The sequence below is a fragment of the Pseudomonas sp. B22129 genome, from assembly GCF_044218875.1.
Taxonomy (GTDB): domain Bacteria; phylum Pseudomonadota; class Gammaproteobacteria; order Pseudomonadales; family Pseudomonadaceae; genus Aquipseudomonas.
In genome coordinates this window covers 596,734-615,732 of record NZ_CP162592.1, presented here as the reverse complement: position 1 = coordinate 615,732, position 18,999 = coordinate 596,734, and the positions used below count along the sequence as shown (strand labels likewise).

The following is an 18,999-nucleotide window of genomic DNA, read 5'->3' as shown; positions in this document are numbered from 1 at the left end:
AGCATAGAATCATTCAGCGAAAAGGGATGTTTTTTAGTGATCCACGGCGCAGTTGTTTTGGTGTGGTTGGTGGTGTGTGCAGTGCAGGACGTGCGGCAGCGGTTGCTCGCCAATCGCCTGACACTCGGCGTGCTCCTGTTGGCGTTGATTTACCTGCTGTGCACCGGCACGACTTGGCTCGGCGCGACGGCCGGTGAGGGGCTTTTGGCATTTTGTCTGTCGTTGCTGCTGACGTTACCCGGTTACGCACTCGGCCGCCTGGGCGCGGGGGATGTGAAGCTGCTTGCCGCTTTTGCACTGGTTTCGAATTCACAGTATCTACTGGGCGCATTTATTGGGGCTGCGGCTGCTAATTTACTGTGGATTTTGCTCGCGCCAAAACTGTGGCCGCTTATGAGTCAAGGACTTAAAAGTGCCATGGGTTTTTTGGCACCGGCCCCGTCAAAAAAACTGCCCTTCGCCCCGTTTTTACTGGTGGGATTTGCAGTTGTCTGGTTTTGGATCCATTAATCGTCTGAGGTGATTAACGCTATGTACATAGTCGGAAAGTAGGTCTACGTTTAATAAGAAGTTGTACAGGAATATTCGTCGTAGGGAATGGGTCAATCTTTTGGCTTTCCAGGGCATGGAGTCGCGTGTGAACAAGCTTACCTCTGCAGTAAAAGTGCTCGTTGTCGATGATCAGCCCCTGATCGTGGAAGAGCTCTGTGAGTTTCTTGAAAGCAGCGGTTTCCGTTGCGTCCCGTGTGAGTCCAGCCAGCAGGCGTTGAAGCGCTTCAGCGAAGACGCCGAGATCGGCCTGGTGCTGTGTGACCTGCACATGCCGGACATGGACGGCATTGAGTTGGTCCAGGCCCTGCAAAAGGTGGCGGGTAAAAAGCGCGCCTTCGAAGCGATCATGCTGACTGGCCGCGCTGACAAGCAGGATGTGATCAAAGCCTTGCGCGCCGGGATTGCGGACTACTACCAGAAACCGATCAATCTTGACGAGTTGCTCGAAGGCCTGCAGCGGCAGGAGGCCGCCCTGGAAGAGCGCAAGAAAGACCTGCAACTGGGGAACCTGAACCAAAAGTTGCAGTTCCTTTCCGAGTCGATCAACGACCTGTACCAGGACCTCGACAAAGTGCGCCGCAGCCCGCCCGGGCAGGACGGCGAAGAGGTGTCTGCCGAGGACGTGGGGCCGCTGGAGATCCCGGCGATCTTCAACCAGCTGTCACCCCGGCAACTGGACGTCGCGCGGTTGGTGGGCAAAGGGCAGACCAACTATCAGATTGCCTGCGAATTGGGCATTACCGAGAACACCGTGAAGCTGTATGTGTCCCAGGTGCTGCGCCTGACCCACATGCATAACCGCACGCAATTGGCGCTGGCACTGTCCCCCAACAATTCGGCGCTGCGCCAGCGCGTGACCGCGCACTGATTGCGGCCAAAAATGTGGGAGCTGGCTTGCCTGCGATGGCATCACCCCGGTGTATTTGAAGGACCGAGGTGTCTGTATCGCAGGCAAGCCAGCTCCCACACAAGCCAGCTCCCACAATAATTTCTCAGTTACTGCCCTGGGTTTTCCCGCCGACCTTCTGGTCAAAATACTCTGGAATCGGGTGCTTGAAGCTTTCCAGCCAGCGCTGGTTGGCTTGATCGCGCTCGGCGGCCGCGGCTTTCTGTTGGGTGGTTGACGACGCTTTGCCGCTGGGCTGCAGGGTCAACCAGCTTTCGGTCAGCGATTGCTGCGGCGACGAGGGGCCAGGTTCGATGGCCATGACGTTCAGTGGCAAGGCCAGCACCGCCAGGCTTGCAAGGTAAAGTGCTTTCATCATCAATTCCTCGGGGTACCGGGTGCGTCGCTGACCGTGGCGATCTGGTCTTTGGCCTTGGCGACGGGCGTGCTTGAACCTTTGAGTTTTTCCGCCCGGGCCTGGGCTTCAGTGACTTGCTCAGGGCTCAAGCCTATTTGATTCACGACTTGTGCGGCCTGTTTCCAGTTGTCCTGATAGATCAGCAGTGTCACCAGGTTGATTGCCGCCAAGGGGTCGCTCTGCTTGAGTTCCATGGCGGTCATGAATTCGAAGCGGGCATCTTCCATGCGCAGTTGATTGAGGTAGACCACGCCCAAATCATTGCGGATCTTTTCATCGGTCGGCGCCAGGCGCGCGGCGCGTTGCAGGTGGGCCATGGCCAGCCCGTTGTCGCCCTTGGCCGACGCCAACTGCCCCAGGCCGTGCTCGCCTTCGGCGGCCATGCAGGTGCCGATCAGGCTGCGGTACAACGGCTCAGCCTCGCTGCGTCCGAGCAGTCGATAGGCCTTGGCCTGGCGCAGGCGTACCTGCGGCAGATTCGATGGCAGGTTTTGCAGGTTGGCCAGGCTGGCGTGCAGCTTGCCGTCGTTGGCCATTTCGTCGGCCAGGTTCAGTGCCAGCTCCTGCTCGGAACCGGGTTTTGGGCAACTGCCGCCCGCCGTCAGGGCGCCCCACGGCGTTTGGCCATTGGTGGCGCAACCCCCGAGCAGCAACAGGCTCAAACCGGCTATCAAGGCTTTCATCGGGCATTCCTCATAGGTTACTCAGGGCCCGGGTGATGCCGATAAACGCTGGCCCCCCGAGCACGATCAACAGGGCGGGAAACAAAAACACCATCATCACCACCGACATCTTCGCCGACATCTTGGAGACGAACTCCTGGATCCGCGTCAGGCGCCGGTCATCGAGCAATTGCTTGAGCGACAGCAACGACTTCATGGCGCCGCCGCCTTGTTGAACCAGTTGCTGCAAGATGATGCAGGTGTCGGTGAACTCATCCACGGCGAGCAGCGTGGCGGTTTTGCCGAGTTCTTCGCTTAACTCCAGGCCGGAATCCACCCGCGTGAGGATCAGCCGCAATTCATGGGTCAAGGCCGGCAGCAAACGTTGCGCCTCAATGCTCAGCACGCGCAGTGCCTGTTCAACGGCCATGCCGGATTCGAACAGGATGCGCAGCAGTGGAATGAAGGTCGATACTTCGCGGGAGATCTGTTGCTGGCGTGCCTTGGCAGCACTGGCCAGGATGCGTTTGGGCAGCAGGTAGCCGACGCCCAGCGCGATCAGGGGCGCCAGCCACGGCGAGCCGGAGTTGGGAAACAGTATTTGCTGGGTCACCAGCACCACCACCATCAGCAACAAGGGGGTGCCAATCTGGAAGGCGGCAAACATGGAGCGCTGGCTGGATTTGCGCCAACCAACCCGGTTGAGCAGCAACTGGGTTTCGTTATCCAGGCTGACCGACCGTTGCGCGATCGGGCTGTTGCCCAATTGCCGCATCACCGTGCCGAACGTGTTCTCGCGGCCCATCTGGCCTTGCAGGCGCTGGGCAACCAGGCGCTGGCCGCGCCGGTGTTTCATCAGGTTGGCCACCACCAGCCCCAGGGCGGCGAGGAACAACACAGCGCTGATCAGCAGGGCGATTCCCATCTCATACGCTCCGAAACATGCGCCACAGGGTGAAACAGCCCATCACCTGCATGCCCATGGCCACGAACAGCAGAATGCGGCCCGTGCCGTCGTTCCACATGGTCATCAAATATTCGGGGTTCACCGCCAGAAAGTAGCCCACCATCGAGATTGGCAGGGCGGTCAGTACATAGGCGGTGACCCGGGTTTCCCCGGTCAACGCGCGCAACTGGCGTGCGGCCTGCTCGCGCTCGCGGATCATCTTGATGAGGTTTTCCAACAGCTCACTGGCGTTGCCGCCGTAGCGATGGTTGACCTTCAAACCCAGCGCGAACAGGCGAAACTCGTCGCGCTCGTAGAACTCGGCAAAGTCGTGAGCAGACTCCGGCAGGCTGACGCCCAGTTGCACGTTGCGCTGCACACGGCCCATGGCTTTTTTCAGCGGGTCCTCGATCACCTCGATGCCGCCCAGCACGGCATCGGCCAGGGTGCGGCCGGCCTTGAGGCTGCGCACGGTGTGGTCGAGCAACTGCGGCAGTTGTTCAATCATGCGTTTGATGCGCCGCTGATAGCGCCAAGCGATATACAGGCGCAGCAGCAACGGTGGCAGCACCAGCATCACCAGCAGGCCCACCCAGCTGGCCACCAGCAGGCCGAGCACCACGCCCAATGCCCACACCGCCAGCCACAACCCCAGGTTATCGCTGGGTTTGCCCAGGCCTGCGCGCAGGAACATGCGCTCCACGCCGCTCCACTGGCTGGCCTCTTCGGTGAGTTGCGGCTGGCCTTCGGCAAGGCGGCCCAGCACGCGCTCGGTCTGGGCGCGGCGCAGGCCATTCTGAAAGGAACGGATCGACAGCCCGATCAGGATCAGGCAGATGAGCAGCAGGATGGCCCCGGTCATGGTTGCGCTCCTTTCAAGGCTAGGCCGGTTCGCGGCGCAGTTTCTCGCCGGCGGGGTTGACCGCCTCGCGCAGAAAACCGAACCCGGTGCGCCGGTCATGGCGGAACAGGGTGTTGGTCACGTACACGTCTTCGCGGATGCCCACCACCTCGACCACTTCGCTGACGCAACGGCGGCCGTCCGGCAGGCGGGTCAGCTGGATCACCACGTCGAGGGCGGCGCAGATCATCTGGCGCAGGGTTTTTTCCGCCACCACGCGGCCGGTCAAGCCCACCAGGGTTTCCAGGCGCAGCAGGGCGTCGGCGGCGTTGTTGGCGTGCACGGTACTCATGGAACCGTCGTGGCCGGTGTTCATGGCCGTCAGTACATCGAGCACTTCCACGCCACGGATCTCGCCGAGGATGATGCGGTCGGGGCGCATCCGCAGGGCGTTGCGGATCAAGTCGCTGGCCTTGACCTCGCCGTGGCCCTCAGCATTCGGCGGGCGGGTTTCCAGGCGCACCACGTGCGGGTGGCCCAGTTGCAGTTCGGCCACGTCTTCAATGGTCACCAGGCGTTCGTGCGGGTTGATCAGTTGGCTGAGGATATTGAGCAGTGTGGTTTTACCGGTACCGGTACCGCCACTGATCAGGATGTTGCAGCGCTTGCCCACCGCTTCCTGGAAGAAATCGAAGATGTTCTGGTCGATGGTCTGCATGGCCACCAGGTCGCTGCTCTTGAGCATGTCCTTGCGAAACTTTCGAATCGACAGGCACGGCCCGTCCAGCGCAATCGGCGGGATGATCGCGTTGACCCGGCTGCCATCGGGCAGCCGTGCATCGACCATCGGCGACGACTCATCCAGGCGCCGCCCCAGGGGCGCGAGGATGCGTTGCATCACGCGCTCCACGTGGTGCGAATCGATAAAGCGCAGGTCACTCTGGTGCAGCAGACCGTCACGTTCGATAAAGACCCGGTGCGGGCCGTTGACCAGAATTTCCGTCACGGACGGGTCGCGCAGCAGCACTTCCAGCGGGCCGAAACCGGTCAGCTCGTCGACGATTTCTTCGGCCAGGCGCTCCATTTCATAGCGGGAAATCGCCAGGTGCATGCGGTTGATGTATTCGGCGACTTTGTCGATGACAAATTGCGCCAGCAGTTGGCGCGAACCCTCCAGCAGGTTCTTCCCCGACTCTTCGATGGCATCGATGATGTAGCGATGCAGCACCAGTTTCAGCCCGTCGTGGTCGGTGTTGCCACCGACGCCGCGGGCGGGCGCGCCGAAGAGTTTTTCGCCGTTCATTTGCCGGTTCCCAGCAGACGTTCAAACCAGGTGTGGGAGGGTTTTTTCATGCCTTCCGAACGTTTGGCCAGGCGCTCGCCGAGGGTTTTCAGACCCTGGGTCAGGCTTTCGCGTGGTGCCAGGGTGAACAGGGTCTGGCCCTGGTTTTTCGCGTTCAGGCGTACCTCCGGGCTCAGCGGCAATACCGCGATCACTTCCAGGCCAAAGCTTTTGCTCAACGCATCGGAATCGGGCGCACAGCCTTTGATGTAGCGGTCCACCAACAGCTTGGCGTGCTCCAGCTTCATGCCTTTTTCGCGCCACTGGTTCAGCACGGCGAGGTTGCGACGGCAGTCCAGCACACTCTGGTCGGTGCACCACAACAACTTGTCGCAGTGGCTGACAAAGGTGCGCAGGGCTTCGCTGTCCGGCTGGCCGGCAAGGTTCACCACGATGTGCTGGAAGTGCTGGCGCAAGGCGCTGAGCAGCATGTACAGCTCAGCGGCGCTGGTGCGTTCCAGCGGCTCGTCATTGGGGGCGTAGGCGAGGATGCGCAAGCCGTCTTCGGCCGAAGTAAATGCGCTGTTGATCAAGGTGGTGTCCAGCCGCCGCAGGTGGCGCAGGGCATCGCCGAAATTGAACGAGCTTTCCAGCCCCAGCAACGACAGGCTGTCGCCCCGGGGCAGGCCCAGGTCGAGCAGCAGGGTTTGCTGACCACTCTTCTGCACCACCAGCGCCAAGTGGCTTGCCAGCAACGCGCCATCGGCATTGCTTTGCGTGCCATACAGCACCGTGAGGCCGCCCAATTGGGTGTTGGTGGTGACCTGTGGCAAGCGTTTGCTCAGGCGGCGTACCAGCCCGGCCACTTCGCTGGAGCGCGAGCCATAGGCGACAAAATCCCGCGCGCCGGCGCGCATCGCATTGAGTACCAACTGGTTGTCCATGCCGTCGCCCAGAGCAACGATGGCCAGCATCGGCTTGGCCTCCAGCGCGCCTTCGATCAGCGCGCTTTGGGCGACCACGTGCTCGCGGTCGAGACCCACAAACACCAGGTTGGCGAAGGTCACGTCGACCAGTGCGAGCAGTTCATCAAGGGTACCGCTGCCGGCGCTGACCACCTGGCCAAGCGGCGCCAGCGCGCCTTGCAGCCATTCCAGGTCGGTGGTGTTTCGAGTGATTGCCAGGAAGGTCTGGCTCAGGCTATCGCTCATTGTGACAACCCGTTGAGTCGATCGAAGTTACCGTTCTCCAAAAAGTATAGGCGGTACCAGTTGGGGTCGTAGTTGCGGAAGTTCTCGCCCGGCAAGGACGGCAGTTGAGCGTTGGCCGCCAACGGTTGCACCAGGTGCGGCGTGACGATCATCAGCAGCTCTTTGTCCTGGCGGTTGATCGTGGAGTCGCGAAAGAACGCGCCCAGAATCGGAATGTCACCCAAGCCCGGAAACTTGCTGATGTTGGTGGTGTTGTTGCTGCTGATCAGGCCGCTGATCACGAAGCTTTCGCCATCGGCCAGGGACACGCTGGTGTCGGTACGGCGGATGGTCAGCGCAGGCACCTTGATGCTCTCAATCACCAGCGCGTTGGTGTAATCCAGCTCGCTGACTTCCGGCGCCACTTTGAGGGAGATCCGGTTGCGGTCGATCACGGTGGGTGTGAGTGTCAGGCGAATGCCGAACTCTTTGTATTCGATGGAGATGGTGTTGCTGCCGCTGCTGGGCACCGGGATGGGGATTTCGCCACCGGCCAGGAACGTCGCGCTTTGCCCACTCATGGCCACCAGGCTCGGGCGCGCCAGAGTGTAAGCAAAGCCGCTGCTTTCCAGGGCGTTGATCATGGCCGAAACACGGCCGCCGCCAAAACCAATGTTGAAGTTGTCGGCGCTCACCGGCAGCTTGAAGGTGCTGGGAGTGGGGAACAGCAGATTGGGGCTGCCGACGAAAAAGTTTTTGCCCATTCCCAGAATCTTGGTACTGGCTTCCTTGAGCTTGGTGCGGCTGACTTCCACAAAACGGATGTCGGTCTGCACCTGGCTGGGCAGCGTGGGGTCGTCCGCCGGGGCCAGTGACAGGCTGGTCAGCGCCGAGGTGGCCTTGCCCTTGACGAACACCATGCTCTGGCGTGGCGTAGGCGAGCAGGCGGTCCAGACCATCAAGCTGGTGGTGCCGGAGGCGACGCCGGTCAGCAGAAAACCTCGGTCGCCATTGAGGTGTACATCCGCCACTTTCGGATCGCCAATCGCCAGGCGGGTGATTGCGACCGGCGATTGCAGTTCCTGTTGCAAGCCTTCGCCCACTGACAACGCGGCGGGCAATTGGCCCAGGCCGGCGCAATTGCCGGGGGCGGCCAACGCCAAGCTCACAGACACGTTCGAGAGCAGCAGGGCACAGGCGATTTTCAGCGTGAACACCGGTACGAAACGTCGGCTCATGCACAGCATCCTTGTTCAGTCGGGCGTTTGTTGGGTTGCTTGATTGCCGCGTATCACCTCGACGCCAGTGCGGCGTGGGCTGCCCTGGACAATTTTTTTCGGGGCTTGGGCGAAGGCGAGTTGGGTGAACTGGTAGAGGTCGCGGTTGGCGCTTTGCACCTTGGCCGGCGCATCGCTCTCACCGGCCCAGTAATGGCTGAGTAAACGTTCATCGCTGCTGCGCACGGCCAGGCGCAAGGTGCCGGCCTGGGTGGCCAGCATCAAGCGGCTGAGCAGCGGCTCGGGCACGGCCAGCACCACGGTGCGGGAGGGCGCGCGACGCTGGGCTTTTTCTTCGGCGGTCATGGCAGGCGGGGACGCTGGTGTGCCGTCGTTGGTCAGGCCCATTTGATCGCCGACGCTGAGCAGGCGCATGGCGGGAATCACCACTTGTGCCGATTGTTCGAGGTTGGCGGTGTCCTGGCGCAGGTACAGCAGCACATCTACATAGTCGCCCGGGCTCAATTGCCCGGCTGCGCCAATGACTTCATCGACAGCGACGGCGAGGGCGCGCTCATCCGGGCGGATCATCCGGGCCAGCGGGCCACCCGGGGTGAAACTTTCTTCATTTAACCAAGTGCCGGCGTTCAGGGCCCGCCACGGTGTGCGGCCGATGGCCTGGTCAACGCTGGTCATGCTGCCTGCCGGAGCGGTGCGCAGTTTTTCCACGGTAAGGTCGGCGGCATTCAGCGCAACAAAAGGCGGTACATCATGGGCCAGCACGACCACCGGTTGGCGGGTCTGGTCTTCCACCACGGCAACGGCTTTTTCGACAGGAGCCGCCTGTGGCGGCGGTGGTGGCGCCGGCGCGGGTTCGCGGCTGAGTACCAGGCCCCAATACCCGGCAAACAGCGCGCCCACCAGTAACACCCCGGCCAATACCATGCTCAGACGCGTGTTCATGACGGCTCTCCCTTTCCTGTTGCACCTAAACCTGTCGATCCGAACAGGCTAATTCCGCAACCTGGCTGCTATGAACATTTCACTAACTATTTCGCTATTTGAAGGTAGTTCAGCTAGGACAAAATGCCATTACTGACAGAAAGATTTCTTTCCTACATAAGCAGCCGCCTTTGAAAACACGGATTTACGGCGTCAGGAAAGAGGCCACTACTTTGTGATTAATCCGTTCTTACAGTTGTGGGGGCCGGGTTTGTTGACAATGCTCAGATGGCACATCGCAATTATTGTGCGACACCGGGACCAGGACGCTGTGGCGTCTGAGGAGAAGTACGATGATCCTTGATTTCTTGATAAAACTTCACGTTCAACTTCAGCTGCTTTTTCATCGAAAAGAAGGCGCGACGGCGATTGAGTATCTGATTCTCGTAGCGATTGTAGCGCTGGTGATACTGGCCGCCGGGACGACCTTGAAGCCCCAGATCACCGCCTTTTTTACCAAGATCACGACTGCCATTACGCCTGCCCCCTGATAGATTGGCGCGAGGGTATGTTGACTGTGCAGTAGCTTGTTGACCGGGCGCCAAGTCGCCAGAGGAGCGTTATCATGATCCTTGATCTGTTGATGAAACTTCACGTTCAACTCCAGTTGCTATTCCGGCGAAAAGACGGCGCAACGGCGATTGAATATCTCATTCTTGTTGCCATTGTAGCGCTGGTGATACTGGCGGCCGGGACTACACTGTCACCACAGATCAGTGCGTTGTTTACCAAAATAACCACTGCCATTACCCCGACTTGACCCTCAACCGGCACTCTGTGAGTACTCTTGTTATTGATCGGCACCACCAGGTAGTACCCATGAATGCTGCAGCTGCACCTTTTCGCCAACAAATCCTGTTGGTGGACGACGAAGAAGATGCCCTCGTTGAACTGGCGGAATCGCTGGAGAACGAGGGCTTCGTTTGTTTTACCGCTTCCTCCGTAACCTTTGCGTTGCAGGAACTCACCCTCAACCCCGACATCGCCCTGGTCATCACTGACCTGCGCATGCCCGAGGAGAGTGGTATCTCATTGATCAAACGCCTGCGCGAACATACCGACCGCCAACACTTGCCGGTGATCGTGATGTCGGGGCATGCCGAGATGGACGATGTGAGTGACATGCTGCGCTTGCAGGTGCTGGATCTGTTTCGAAAACCCATCTATCTGGTGCGGCTGATCGACACCCTCAACAGCCTGTTTCCCCTGCGCAAAACCCCTTTGTAATACACATAAGCCAGATCAAGCACAGGGTCCAAATGTGGGAGCTGGCTTGCCTGCGATAGCGGTAGGGCAGACAACATCTGTGTTGACTGTCAGCCAGCTATCGCGGGCAAGCCCGCTCCCACATTCGATTTCTGACGTGTTTACAGCTGGTAACTGAAACTCAGCGTATACCGCGGCCGCCGGTTAAAACTGTCCAGGGCAATGTCCGACATCGGCTTGGCGGCCTCCAGTGCGATGTTGTAGTACTTGTTGTCGCCAAAGCGCAGGCCCACGGCCGCAGATGACATGTCATTACCCTTGACCGGCAGTTCGTTGAACCAGGTTTTGGCACGATCGAGCACCACGTAAGGCTGCACGACTTTCACCCAGTTGCCGGCACGGTTGAAGCTGTAGTTGACCTCATATGCCACGCCCCAGCCCTTGTCCCCCGAGCCCTGGTCATCCGGGTAGCCCCGCCCGAAGTTCTGCCCGCCAAATGTGGCGCGCTCACTGTCAGGCAGGGTGTTGTCGCTCCAGTAGAACGCGCCCGACAGCACGCCTTGCCAGTTATCAAAGAACTTGTCGCTTTGCACACCGGAGAGGCGCAGGCGGAAGAAGTCCAAGTCAGGTTCTGCGGTGCCCAGGTCGCTGTGGGTTCTGGCGCCCAAGCCATTGATGCCTTGGTAGAGACCGGCACTGAGGATGCGTAATTGGCGGGCATCAGATTTGCGCCAGTCGCCCTCGAACGCGAAGGCGCGCAGATCGGTTTCGATGTCGAACCGTGGCTGGTAGCCAACCACTTGATAGCGCGTGGTCTGGTCCACCGCATACAGGCGCGTGCCCAGGGTCAGCGACTCATTGGGTGACGCAATCAAAGGATGGGTAAAGCCAATGGTGTAGCGATCGATCGACTGATGCGGCTTGAGCTCGAAGCCGCCGTCCAGCTGGATGTTGCTTCTGGGGTCGGCACGATAACGTTCGGCGCCGACGGCCAACTGGGTGCCCTCGGCGTTGATGAACTGGCTGTAGCCCACACGGTAGTAATGCTCTTTGTCGTCGCCGGGCGGGAACAGGCCGCTGACGTTGATTTGCTCACCCATCGACGTCTGCGAGTTGCTGGTAGCGGTGAGCAAGGCTTGCAGGCCGCCACGGTTTTCGTCGACCAGGCTCATGCTTGTGGTGAACGGTTTGCGGCTCGCCTGGATGACCATGTGCGTGGCGCCGTCGGTGGTGCCCGGAGGTGGTACTTGCGCCTGCAGGGTCAAGCCCGGGATGCGACTCATCAGCGTGGTATAGCGCTCGAACGTCTTGCGCGTGAGCGGGCGTTCGCCGAGCATTTTGTTCGCCAGTTTGTCGACGTAGGCGGAGACCGAGCCGATGTCGCCGCTCTGTTGATAGTCCTTGATGTAACCCTCCACCAGTACCACGCGCACCAGACCGTTTTCGAAGGTCTGTTGCGGCAGGAACGCGTAGGACAACAGATAGCCGTCATCCTGGTAGCGTCGGGTGACGTTGCGGGTGGCTTCAATCAATTGCGCGAGGTTGGTCTCATGGCCAATCAAGGGCGCAAAGGCTTTGGCCGTCTCGTCCAGCGGGTAGACCGTTCCGCCCTCGATCTGCAGCTTGCGGATGGTGACTTTGGTGTCCATCAACAAGGGTTGGTTCTGGGTGGGCGAGGCTTCCGGTACCTGGGTTTGTGGCGTGACGGGGCGGTAGGCGTCGGCCGGAAGGTTGGGCACCGGCAGGGTGCGAATGGTGTCGTTGCTGTTGAGGAAACTGGGAAGGGTCTCGGCCTGAACGCAAGCACTGAGGGTTAGCAATAACAACGGCGTCAACACGCGCATAGGACACTCCATGGTCAAACTGCAGCAGCGTTTCGGGCCCGCCGGGTTCTGGGACTCGGTTCGGGAGGACCAAGCCTTTTTGATAAAAGCCAGCCCATAAAAAAGACGAGAGACTTATAAGGGTCTCTCGTCTCAACCAAGCGTAGGCGCTGTAGGGGAGGCCGTCTAATCGGCCAGGTGCAATTCTATTTTTTTGCGCCCAAGCCACCGAGCAGCCCGCCCAGACCAGTTGTTGGCGTTGCACTTGTACCGCCAGTTGTTGCACCACCCGTTACACCTCCGAGCAAACCGCCCAGGCCGGTGCCGCCGGTAGCGCCAGTACCGCCAGTGACCAAGGTCCCGCCGGAATGGACGGTACCACCTACTGTTGCAAGAACGTTGGCGACAGCGCCGACCACAGGGTTAGGGCTGGCTCCGTTGACAGTGCCGCCTACGGACGCGACGGTTTCACCTACGCTCTTCAACACACCGGTCACTGGGGCACCCAGGCCGGTGGTGGCGCCAATGGACTGAGTCAGGCCCGCCACGGGTGACGTCACCGGATTCAGGGCTGCGCCGACATTGGTGGTCAATCCCGCGATAGGCGAAGTGTTAGCGGTGTTGGCCAGGCCTGTACCGCCAGTCAATGCACCTACGGAGGCGACAGTGGCGCCGACCGAAGCGACCGTCATGCCGACAGTGCCCACTACGTTAGTGGTATTGCCAGCGGTCAGGCCAATACCCACGTTGGCGATCGCACCACCGACGGTTTCAGGCAGGCCTGCAACGGGGCTTCCCGAAAGAGCACCACCGAGCCCGCCACTGCCACTGGCTGCCCCGGTTGGCGCAACGTAGCCGCCTGCGGTACCCGCCACATTGCCCACGCCGGCGAGTACACCACCGACTGCTGCTGTGACAGGGTTGCCGCCACCGGCACCGGCTACCTGGCCGCCGAGGCTGGTCACAGTGCTACCGACTTTATCGAGTACGCCATTCAATGGGGTGCCCAGGCCGGTAGTTGTACCGACTTTTCCGGTTGTCCCTTCAACCAGCGAGATCACGGGTACCAGGACTTTGCTCCCGACAGTGCTTGTAAGGCTACCCAACGGCCCACTGGTACTTTCGGTGCTCAGTGTGTTGCCAATCATGGTGACGGTATTGCCGACAGTGCCTACGAGGTTGCCCGCCAGAGGCGCTACTGTGGTGCCTACCACTGGGACAGCGCCCAGCAGCGTCGTCACGTTCTGGCCGGTTGTGGAAACACCTGTACCCAGATTGGCCACCCCGGTACCCACCCCGGCGACAGTGGTACCCAGAGCATTGGGGTTGGTGCCCAGGGCGCCGACTCCACTGCTCACGCCATTGCCGATACTGGTAACGGCCGTGCCTGCGCTGCTTACCAGGCCGCCAGCCGTAGTGCCTACCACAGGCACGCCGCCGACCGTTGTGCCGATGCCACCTATGGCAGTTCCAACGCCACTCAGAGTGGAGCCCAGGTCGCCTGCAACTTGAGCGGTCACCAACGGTGTTGTGGTGCCGCCTGTTCCGCCAGTGCCGCCAGTGCCACCGCCAGTGCCACCGGTTCCGCCAGTGCCACCGCCTGTGCCGCCGGTTCCTCCAGTGCCTGCCGTGCCGCCCGTACCACCGCCCGTGCCGCCCGTGCCGCCGGTTCCGCCTGTGCCTGCCGTGCCGCCAGTACCGCCGTCCGTACCACCGGTCCCGCCTGTGCCTGCCGTACCACCACCACTGCCATCTGTTCCGCCGCCCGTACCACCAGACCCAGACCCGCTGCCTGCTGCCGCATCGGGAGACGATGCGGCGACGCTACTGTGATGACCGCCACCACCGCTACTGCAGCCAGCTAGGCTCATTGCCATGACGAGGGCCAGTGCGGTACTTGCTTTAAACAATACGATTTGAGTTTTCATGAGTGAGTTCCTTGCACCTGTACAACCTACGTTGTTTCAAACACTCGCTATTTCTTGGGATAGCGATACGTTTGTCCGTTTGGCTATAACAGACCCGCGCACTCTTTCTCACAATGCTCAACTTTGTATTAACGATTTATATACTGAAGGTTTATCAGTTCTTAAGGACTAATACCAAGGGTAGGGGGAGTGGATGTGCAAAAATAAACTTGGCATAAAAATCAATGGGTTGAACTAGATAGCGGGCTAACTAAAGCCCGCTATAACTTAGGGTGTATATATACAATTAATCAGTGTTTTTCAGGCAATGGGTTGCCACTTGCCTACCATGTGCTCAATGTTTCCTGACCCCGTCAACAGTAACTCGCCACTGGAACCGGGGGCGCTGGTTAATAAATTGACCTCACTGGGCAGGCGCACCGGCTTTTTGAATTCGACGCTGATCTCGAGATTGGCGGCAGGCAGATGTTCGCTCAACGCCGCCAAGGTATGCGCCTTGTTCCACAAACCATGGGCGATGGCCTGGGGAAAGCCGAATAACCTGGCGGTCACCGCGCTCAGGTGGATCGGGTTGTAGTCGCCGGACACCCGGGCGTAGCGACGGCCGATATCGGCGGGAGCCTTCCAGCGGGTCAGCTCGCTGACTTGGGTAGGGCTGGGCATGGCCGCATCCACCGGTTCGCCTTCGAGCTTCACGCCCCGGCAGAGCATGCGGCTCTCGGCTTCCCACAGCAGGCCGAGAGAATCCTCGACGGTGGTCACCACATCAAAGGTCGCACCCTTGGCGTGGGGCTTGAGGTTTTGTGCGTGCACCGCCACCGTCAGGTCACTGACCGCGCCCATGGGCCGATGGAGGCGAATACGGTTGCTCAGGTGAATCAACCCGAGCAGCGGGAACGGGAAGTTTTTTGCGGTCAGCAACTGCATTTGCAGGCCGAACGCCAGGATGTGCGGATAGGTCGCCGGCAGGATAGGGCTGTCGGCAAACCCGCAGACCTTCCGATAGGCCGCCACGGCCTTGGGGTTAACGCTCACTCGGCAACGTAATCCCTGGTCGGGAAGGGTGTTACCGGTGATCTTGCGTTTGAGCGCCGCACGCCAATACAGCGGCGGTAAAAACGGCGTACTGCCCAACGTTTGCCAATCCATGCTTACGCTCCCAGCAGGCTTTGCCCACACACACGCAGCGCCTGGCCGCTGACGGCACCGGTGCCGGGTTGCCCAAGCCACGCCACTGCTTCAGCGACGTCTTGCGGCAGGCCGCCTTGGCCGAGTGAGCTCATGCGTCGCCCGGCTTCACGCAAGGCGAACGGAATATGCGCGGTCATCTGGGTTTCGATAAAGCCTGGGGCCACGGCGTTAATGCTGATGCCACGCGCTTTCAACAGCGGCGCCCAGGCCTGAGCCAGTCCGATCAAGCCCGCTTTGCTCGCGGCATAGTTGGTTTGCCCACGGTTGCCCGCGATGCCGCTGATGGAGGCCAGCAACACCACGCGGGCGTTGTCGTGCAGGGTGCCGCTGTCGAGCAGGGCTTTGGTCAGCACTTGCGGCGCATTGAGGTTGACCGCCAGCACCGCATCCCAATATTCCGGGGTCATGTTGGCTAACGTTTTGTCGCGGGTGATACCGGCGTTGTGCACCAGAATGTCGAGCCCGCCCGGCAGTTGTTCGACCAACTGCGTGGCGGCGTCTTCGGCGCAGATATCCAGCACCACGGTGCGGGCACCCAGGCGCGCGGCAAGCGCTTCGAGGTCGGCCTTGGCCTGAGGCACATCGAGCAGGATGACCTCGGCGCCATCACGGGCGAGGGTTTCGGCGATGGACGCACCGATGCCGCGGGCCGCCCCGGTGACCAGTGCCTTGCGCCCGGCAAGGGGCCGCGTCCAATCCTCGACGGGCGTCGCGCAGGCTTCAAGGCGAATAACCTGGCCCGAGATATAGGCGCTTTTGGGTGACAGGAAAAACCGCAGCGCCCCTTCCAGCTGATCTTCAGCGCCGTCGCCGACGTACAGCAGTTGCAGCACGCCGCCATTGCGCAATTCTTTGGCGAGGGAGCGGCTGAAACCTTCCAGGGCACGTTGCGCACTGGCGGCAAACGGGTCGCTGAGGCTTTCCGGTGCGCGGCCGAGAATCACAAGGTGCGCGCTGTTGTCCAGGTTTTTCAGCAGTGGCTGAAAGAACTCGCGCAGTTGCTTGAGCTGGTCGGTGTGCTGCAACTCACTGGCGTCGAACACCACCGCCTTGAGCTTGGGGCCGTGGCCGGGAATCCATGTCGAATTTTCGGCGCCGTAGCTGTAGGTCGCGTCGGTGAGTTTGTGGGCAAAAGCCTGCACCTTGGCAGTCAGCGTGCCACCGCCGAGCAACAGTGCACCTTCGACCGGGCGCAGGCGCCCGGCTTGCCAGCGTTCCAGGCGTACCGGTGACGGCAGGCCAATGGCGGCGACCAGGCGATGGCCGAGGCTTGAGTTGGCGAAGTCGATATAACGGTCAGACATGGAACGCTCTCCGAAGGCTGGGGTTCAAAGGGTTGACCACCCCGGGGCGGTAGTCGTTCGATCAGCCTAGGCTAGGCTAAGAGATCCAGCCCACATCTGACAGGGAGCTTTCCATGACTCAATTGCGCCGTGTAGCGATCATTGGCGGTAACCGCATTCCTTTCGCCCGCTCCAATGGCCCTTATGCCACGGCGAGCAACCAGGCCATGCTGACCGCAGCCCTGGAGGGCCTGATCGAACGCTACAACCTGCACGGCCTGCGCCTGGGCGAAGTGGCCGCCGGCGCGGTGCTCAAGCACTCGCGCGACTTCAACCTCACCCGCGAATGCGTGCTGGGCTCGCGCCTGTCGCCGCAAACCCCGGCCTACGATATCCAGCAAGCCTGTGGCACCGGGCTTGAGACGGCATTGCTGGTGGCCAACAAGATTGCGTTGGGCCAGATTGAATGCGCGATTGCCGGCGGCGTGGACACCACGTCCGACGCGCCGATCGGTGTTAATGAAGGGCTGCGCACAATCCTGCTGCAGGCCAACCGCAGCAAATCCATGGCTGATAAATTAAAAGCCTTGTTACAACTTCGTCCCCGTCACCTCAAACCCGAGCTGCCGCGCAATGGCGAGCCGCGCACCGGTTTGTCCATGGGCGAGCATTGCGAGCTGATGGCGCAAACCTGGCAGATTCCCCGTGCCGAGCAAGACCAGCTCGCCCTGGAAAGCCATCAGAAAATGGCCGCGTCCTACGCCGAAGGCTGGCACAACGATTTGCTCACGCCGTTCCTCGGCCTGACCCGCGACAACAACCTGCGCCCCGACCTGACCCTGGAAAAGCTCGCCAGCCTCAAGCCGGTGTTCGAGCGCAGCGAAAAGGGCACGCTGACCGCCGGCAACTCCACCCCGCTCACCGATGGTGCATCCCTGGTGTTGCTGGGCAGTGAAGCGTGGGCAGAAGAGCGCGGCTTGCCGATTCTGGCTTATTTGCGTGACGGCGAAGCGGCGGCTGTAGATTTCGTCAACGGTGCCGAAGGCCTGTTAATGGCCCCGGTGTATGCCGTGCCACGTTTGTTGGCCAGAAATGGCCTGACCCTGCAGGATTTTGATTATTACGAAATTCACGAAGCCTTCGCCGCCCAAGTGTTGTGTACGCTCAAGGCCTGGGAAGACGCCGAGTACTGCAAGACGCGCCTGGGGCTGGATGCGCCGCTGGGCTCAATCGACCGCAGCCGGTTGAATGTCAAAGGCAGCTCGCTGGCGGCGGGGCACCCGTTTGCTGCCACGGGCGGGCGCATCGTCGCCAACCTGGCTAAATTGCTGGATGCGGCGGGCAAGGGCCGAGGGCTGATTTCGATCTGCGCAGCGGGTGGGCAGGGTGTTACAGCGATCATTGAACGGTGAAACTGGCATATTGGATGCATTCTGAAGTGATCAACGGTCGGCAGCCTCTCCCACCGGCGGGCTGATTGCCGTATAACGAGTGCCACACGCGTGTTTGGTAATACAGGACCCACAATAAAAGCTGATGAAGACTCCTAAACGCATTGAACCCCTGATCGAAGACGGTCTGGTCGACGAAGTGCTGCGCCCACTCATGAGTGGTAAAGAAGCAGCTGTTTATGTGGTGCGCTGCGGCAATGAATTGCGTTGCGCCAAGGTTTACAAGGAGGCAAATAAACGAAGTTTTCGTCAGGCGTCCGAGTACCAGGAAGGCCGTAAGGTCCGTAACAGCCGCCAGGCCCGTGCCATGGCCAAGGGCTCCAAGTTCGGCAAGAAAGAAACCGAAGATGCCTGGCAGAACGCCGAAGTGGCGGCTTTGTTCCGCCTGGCCGGTGCAGGTGTTCGCGTGCCTCAGCCGTTCGACTTCCTGGAAGGCGTGCTGTTGATGGAACTGGTGGCCGACGAGTACGGCGATGCGGCGCCGCGTCTGAACGACGTGGTGCTGGAGCCGGATCAGGCGCGCGAATACCACGCCTTCCTGATTTCCCAGATCGTGCTGATGCTGTGCACCGGCCTGGTACACGGTGACCTGTCCGAGTTCAACGTACTGCTGACCCCGACGGGCCCGGTGATCATCGACCTGCCACAGGCGGTGGATGCGGCGGGCAACAACCACGCGTTCAGCATGCTGGAGCGCGACGTGGGCAACATGGCTTCCTACTTCGGGCGCTTCGCCCCGGAGTTGAAGAAGACCAAGTACGCCAAGGAAATGTGGGCGCTGTACGAAGCCGGCACCTTGCACCCGGCCAGCGTATTGACCGGGGAGTTTGACGAGCCGGAAGAACTGGCGGACGTGGGCGGCGTGATTCGCGAGATCGAAGCGGCGCGGCTGGACGAAGAGCGTCGTCAGGCGATTCGGGCGGCGGATGATGCGCCACAGAGCAAAGTACCGGACGAGCCACCGCCACCGCCGTGGATGCAGTAACCTCCTGGCAAGCGGAGCTCTGACAATGTGGGGCTTGTTGTGGCGAGGGAGCTTGCTCCCGCTGGAGTGCGAAGCGCTCCCAAGATTTTTGGGGCCGCTGCGCAGCCCAGCGGGAGCAAGCTCCCTCGCCACAGAT

The 18,999-nt window shown here is 60.8% G+C and carries 19 protein-coding genes; 7 read left to right on the top strand and 12 right to left on the bottom strand.

Features of this window, described 5'->3' with window-relative positions:
- Positions 1–36 precede the first annotated feature (36 nt).
- On the top strand, positions 37–510 hold the full coding sequence (locus AB4P94_RS02890) for a prepilin peptidase (RefSeq protein WP_395609323.1): 474 nt from the start codon (positions 37–39) through the stop codon (positions 508–510).
- A 127-nt stretch (positions 511–637) separates the two neighbouring features.
- On the top strand, positions 638–1,420 hold the full coding sequence (locus tag AB4P94_RS02885; RefSeq protein ID WP_395609322.1) for a response regulator transcription factor: 783 nt from the start codon (positions 638–640) through the stop codon (positions 1,418–1,420).
- 124 nt (positions 1,421–1,544) lie between these two features.
- Here AB4P94_RS02885 and AB4P94_RS02880 read toward each other — a convergent pair whose 3' ends face one another.
- Genes AB4P94_RS02880 through cpaB form a run of 8 tightly spaced genes read right to left on the bottom strand, consistent with a single transcriptional unit; the run spans position 1,545 to position 8,957 of the window.
- Positions 1,545–1,814, bottom strand: a complete 270-nt coding sequence (locus AB4P94_RS02880) for a DUF3613 domain-containing protein (RefSeq protein WP_395609321.1) — start codon at positions 1,812–1,814, stop codon at positions 1,545–1,547.
- Positions 1,815–1,816: 2 nt separating this feature from the next.
- On the bottom strand, positions 1,817–2,539 hold the full coding sequence (locus AB4P94_RS02875; protein WP_395609320.1) for a hypothetical protein: 723 nt from the start codon (positions 2,537–2,539) through the stop codon (positions 1,817–1,819).
- A 10-nt stretch (positions 2,540–2,549) separates the two neighbouring features.
- Positions 2,550–3,443 carry a type II secretion system F family protein gene (locus AB4P94_RS02870; RefSeq protein ID WP_395609319.1) on the bottom strand — a complete coding sequence of 298 codons (894 nt, stop codon included), beginning with the start codon at positions 3,441–3,443 and terminating at the stop codon, positions 2,550–2,552.
- A 1-nt stretch (position 3,444) separates the two neighbouring features.
- Positions 3,445–4,326, bottom strand: a complete 882-nt coding sequence (locus AB4P94_RS02865; protein ID WP_395609318.1) for a type II secretion system F family protein — start codon at positions 4,324–4,326, stop codon at positions 3,445–3,447.
- Positions 4,327–4,345: 19 nt separating this feature from the next.
- Positions 4,346–5,608 carry a CpaF family protein gene (locus AB4P94_RS02860; RefSeq protein ID WP_395609317.1) on the bottom strand — a complete coding sequence of 421 codons (1,263 nt, stop codon included), beginning with the start codon at positions 5,606–5,608 and terminating at the stop codon, positions 4,346–4,348.
- Complete coding sequence (locus tag AB4P94_RS02855; protein ID WP_395609316.1) at positions 5,605–6,798, bottom strand: pilus assembly protein; 1,194 nt, start codon at positions 6,796–6,798, stop codon at positions 5,605–5,607. The genes AB4P94_RS02860 and AB4P94_RS02855 overlap by 4 nt, the downstream gene beginning before the upstream one ends.
- The gene (locus AB4P94_RS02850; protein ID WP_395609315.1) at positions 6,795–8,015 is read right to left on the bottom strand and encodes a type II and III secretion system protein family protein; all 1,221 of its coding nucleotides are present in this window, start codon (positions 8,013–8,015) and stop codon (positions 6,795–6,797) included. Before AB4P94_RS02850 ends, AB4P94_RS02855 begins: the two co-directional genes overlap by 4 nt.
- Before the next feature lie 15 nt (positions 8,016–8,030).
- Positions 8,031–8,957: a Flp pilus assembly protein CpaB gene (cpaB, locus tag AB4P94_RS02845; RefSeq protein ID WP_395609314.1), complete on the bottom strand. Its 927-nt coding sequence runs from the start codon at positions 8,955–8,957 to the stop codon at positions 8,031–8,033.
- 332 nt (positions 8,958–9,289) lie between these two features.
- On the opposite strand from cpaB, the gene AB4P94_RS02840 reads away from it, so the two are divergent.
- From AB4P94_RS02840 to AB4P94_RS02830, 3 genes are all read left to right on the top strand, one after another.
- Positions 9,290–9,487, top strand: a complete 198-nt coding sequence (locus tag AB4P94_RS02840; RefSeq protein WP_395609313.1) for a Flp family type IVb pilin — start codon at positions 9,290–9,292, stop codon at positions 9,485–9,487.
- 74 nt (positions 9,488–9,561) lie between these two features.
- Positions 9,562–9,756: a Flp family type IVb pilin gene (locus AB4P94_RS02835; RefSeq protein WP_016972484.1), complete on the top strand. Its 195-nt coding sequence runs from the start codon at positions 9,562–9,564 to the stop codon at positions 9,754–9,756.
- 59 nt (positions 9,757–9,815) lie between these two features.
- Positions 9,816–10,223 (top strand): response regulator, encoded by a 408-nt coding sequence (locus AB4P94_RS02830; RefSeq protein ID WP_395609312.1) that lies wholly within the window; start codon positions 9,816–9,818, stop codon positions 10,221–10,223.
- 140 nt (positions 10,224–10,363) lie between these two features.
- On the opposite strand, the gene AB4P94_RS02825 is transcribed toward AB4P94_RS02830, so the two are convergent.
- The 4 genes from AB4P94_RS02825 to AB4P94_RS02810 form a co-directional block, all read right to left on the bottom strand.
- A complete protein-coding gene (locus AB4P94_RS02825; protein ID WP_395609311.1) occupies positions 10,364–12,046 on the bottom strand; it encodes a ShlB/FhaC/HecB family hemolysin secretion/activation protein in 1,683 nt (560 codons plus the stop codon).
- Between the two features lie 185 nt (positions 12,047–12,231).
- Positions 12,232–13,953: a collagen-like triple helix repeat-containing protein gene (locus AB4P94_RS02820; protein ID WP_395609310.1), complete on the bottom strand. Its 1,722-nt coding sequence runs from the start codon at positions 13,951–13,953 to the stop codon at positions 12,232–12,234.
- Positions 13,954–14,253: 300 nt separating this feature from the next.
- Positions 14,254–15,102, bottom strand: coding sequence for a MaoC family dehydratase (locus AB4P94_RS02815; protein WP_395609309.1), 849 nt, complete (start codon positions 15,100–15,102; stop codon positions 14,254–14,256).
- Positions 15,103–15,104: 2 nt separating this feature from the next.
- Positions 15,105–16,448: a 3-oxoacyl-ACP reductase gene (locus AB4P94_RS02810; protein ID WP_395609308.1), complete on the bottom strand. Its 1,344-nt coding sequence runs from the start codon at positions 16,446–16,448 to the stop codon at positions 15,105–15,107.
- A gap of 113 nt (positions 16,449–16,561) precedes the next feature.
- Between AB4P94_RS02810 and AB4P94_RS02805 the strand changes: the two genes are divergently transcribed.
- Both AB4P94_RS02805 and AB4P94_RS02800 read left to right on the top strand, forming a co-directional pair.
- The gene (locus AB4P94_RS02805; protein ID WP_395609307.1) at positions 16,562–17,839 is read left to right on the top strand and encodes an acetyl-CoA C-acetyltransferase; all 1,278 of its coding nucleotides are present in this window, start codon (positions 16,562–16,564) and stop codon (positions 17,837–17,839) included.
- Positions 17,840–17,963: 124 nt separating this feature from the next.
- Positions 17,964–18,863: a PA4780 family RIO1-like protein kinase gene (locus AB4P94_RS02800; RefSeq protein WP_017735277.1), complete on the top strand. Its 900-nt coding sequence runs from the start codon at positions 17,964–17,966 to the stop codon at positions 18,861–18,863.
- Positions 18,864–18,999: the final 136 nt, after the last annotated feature.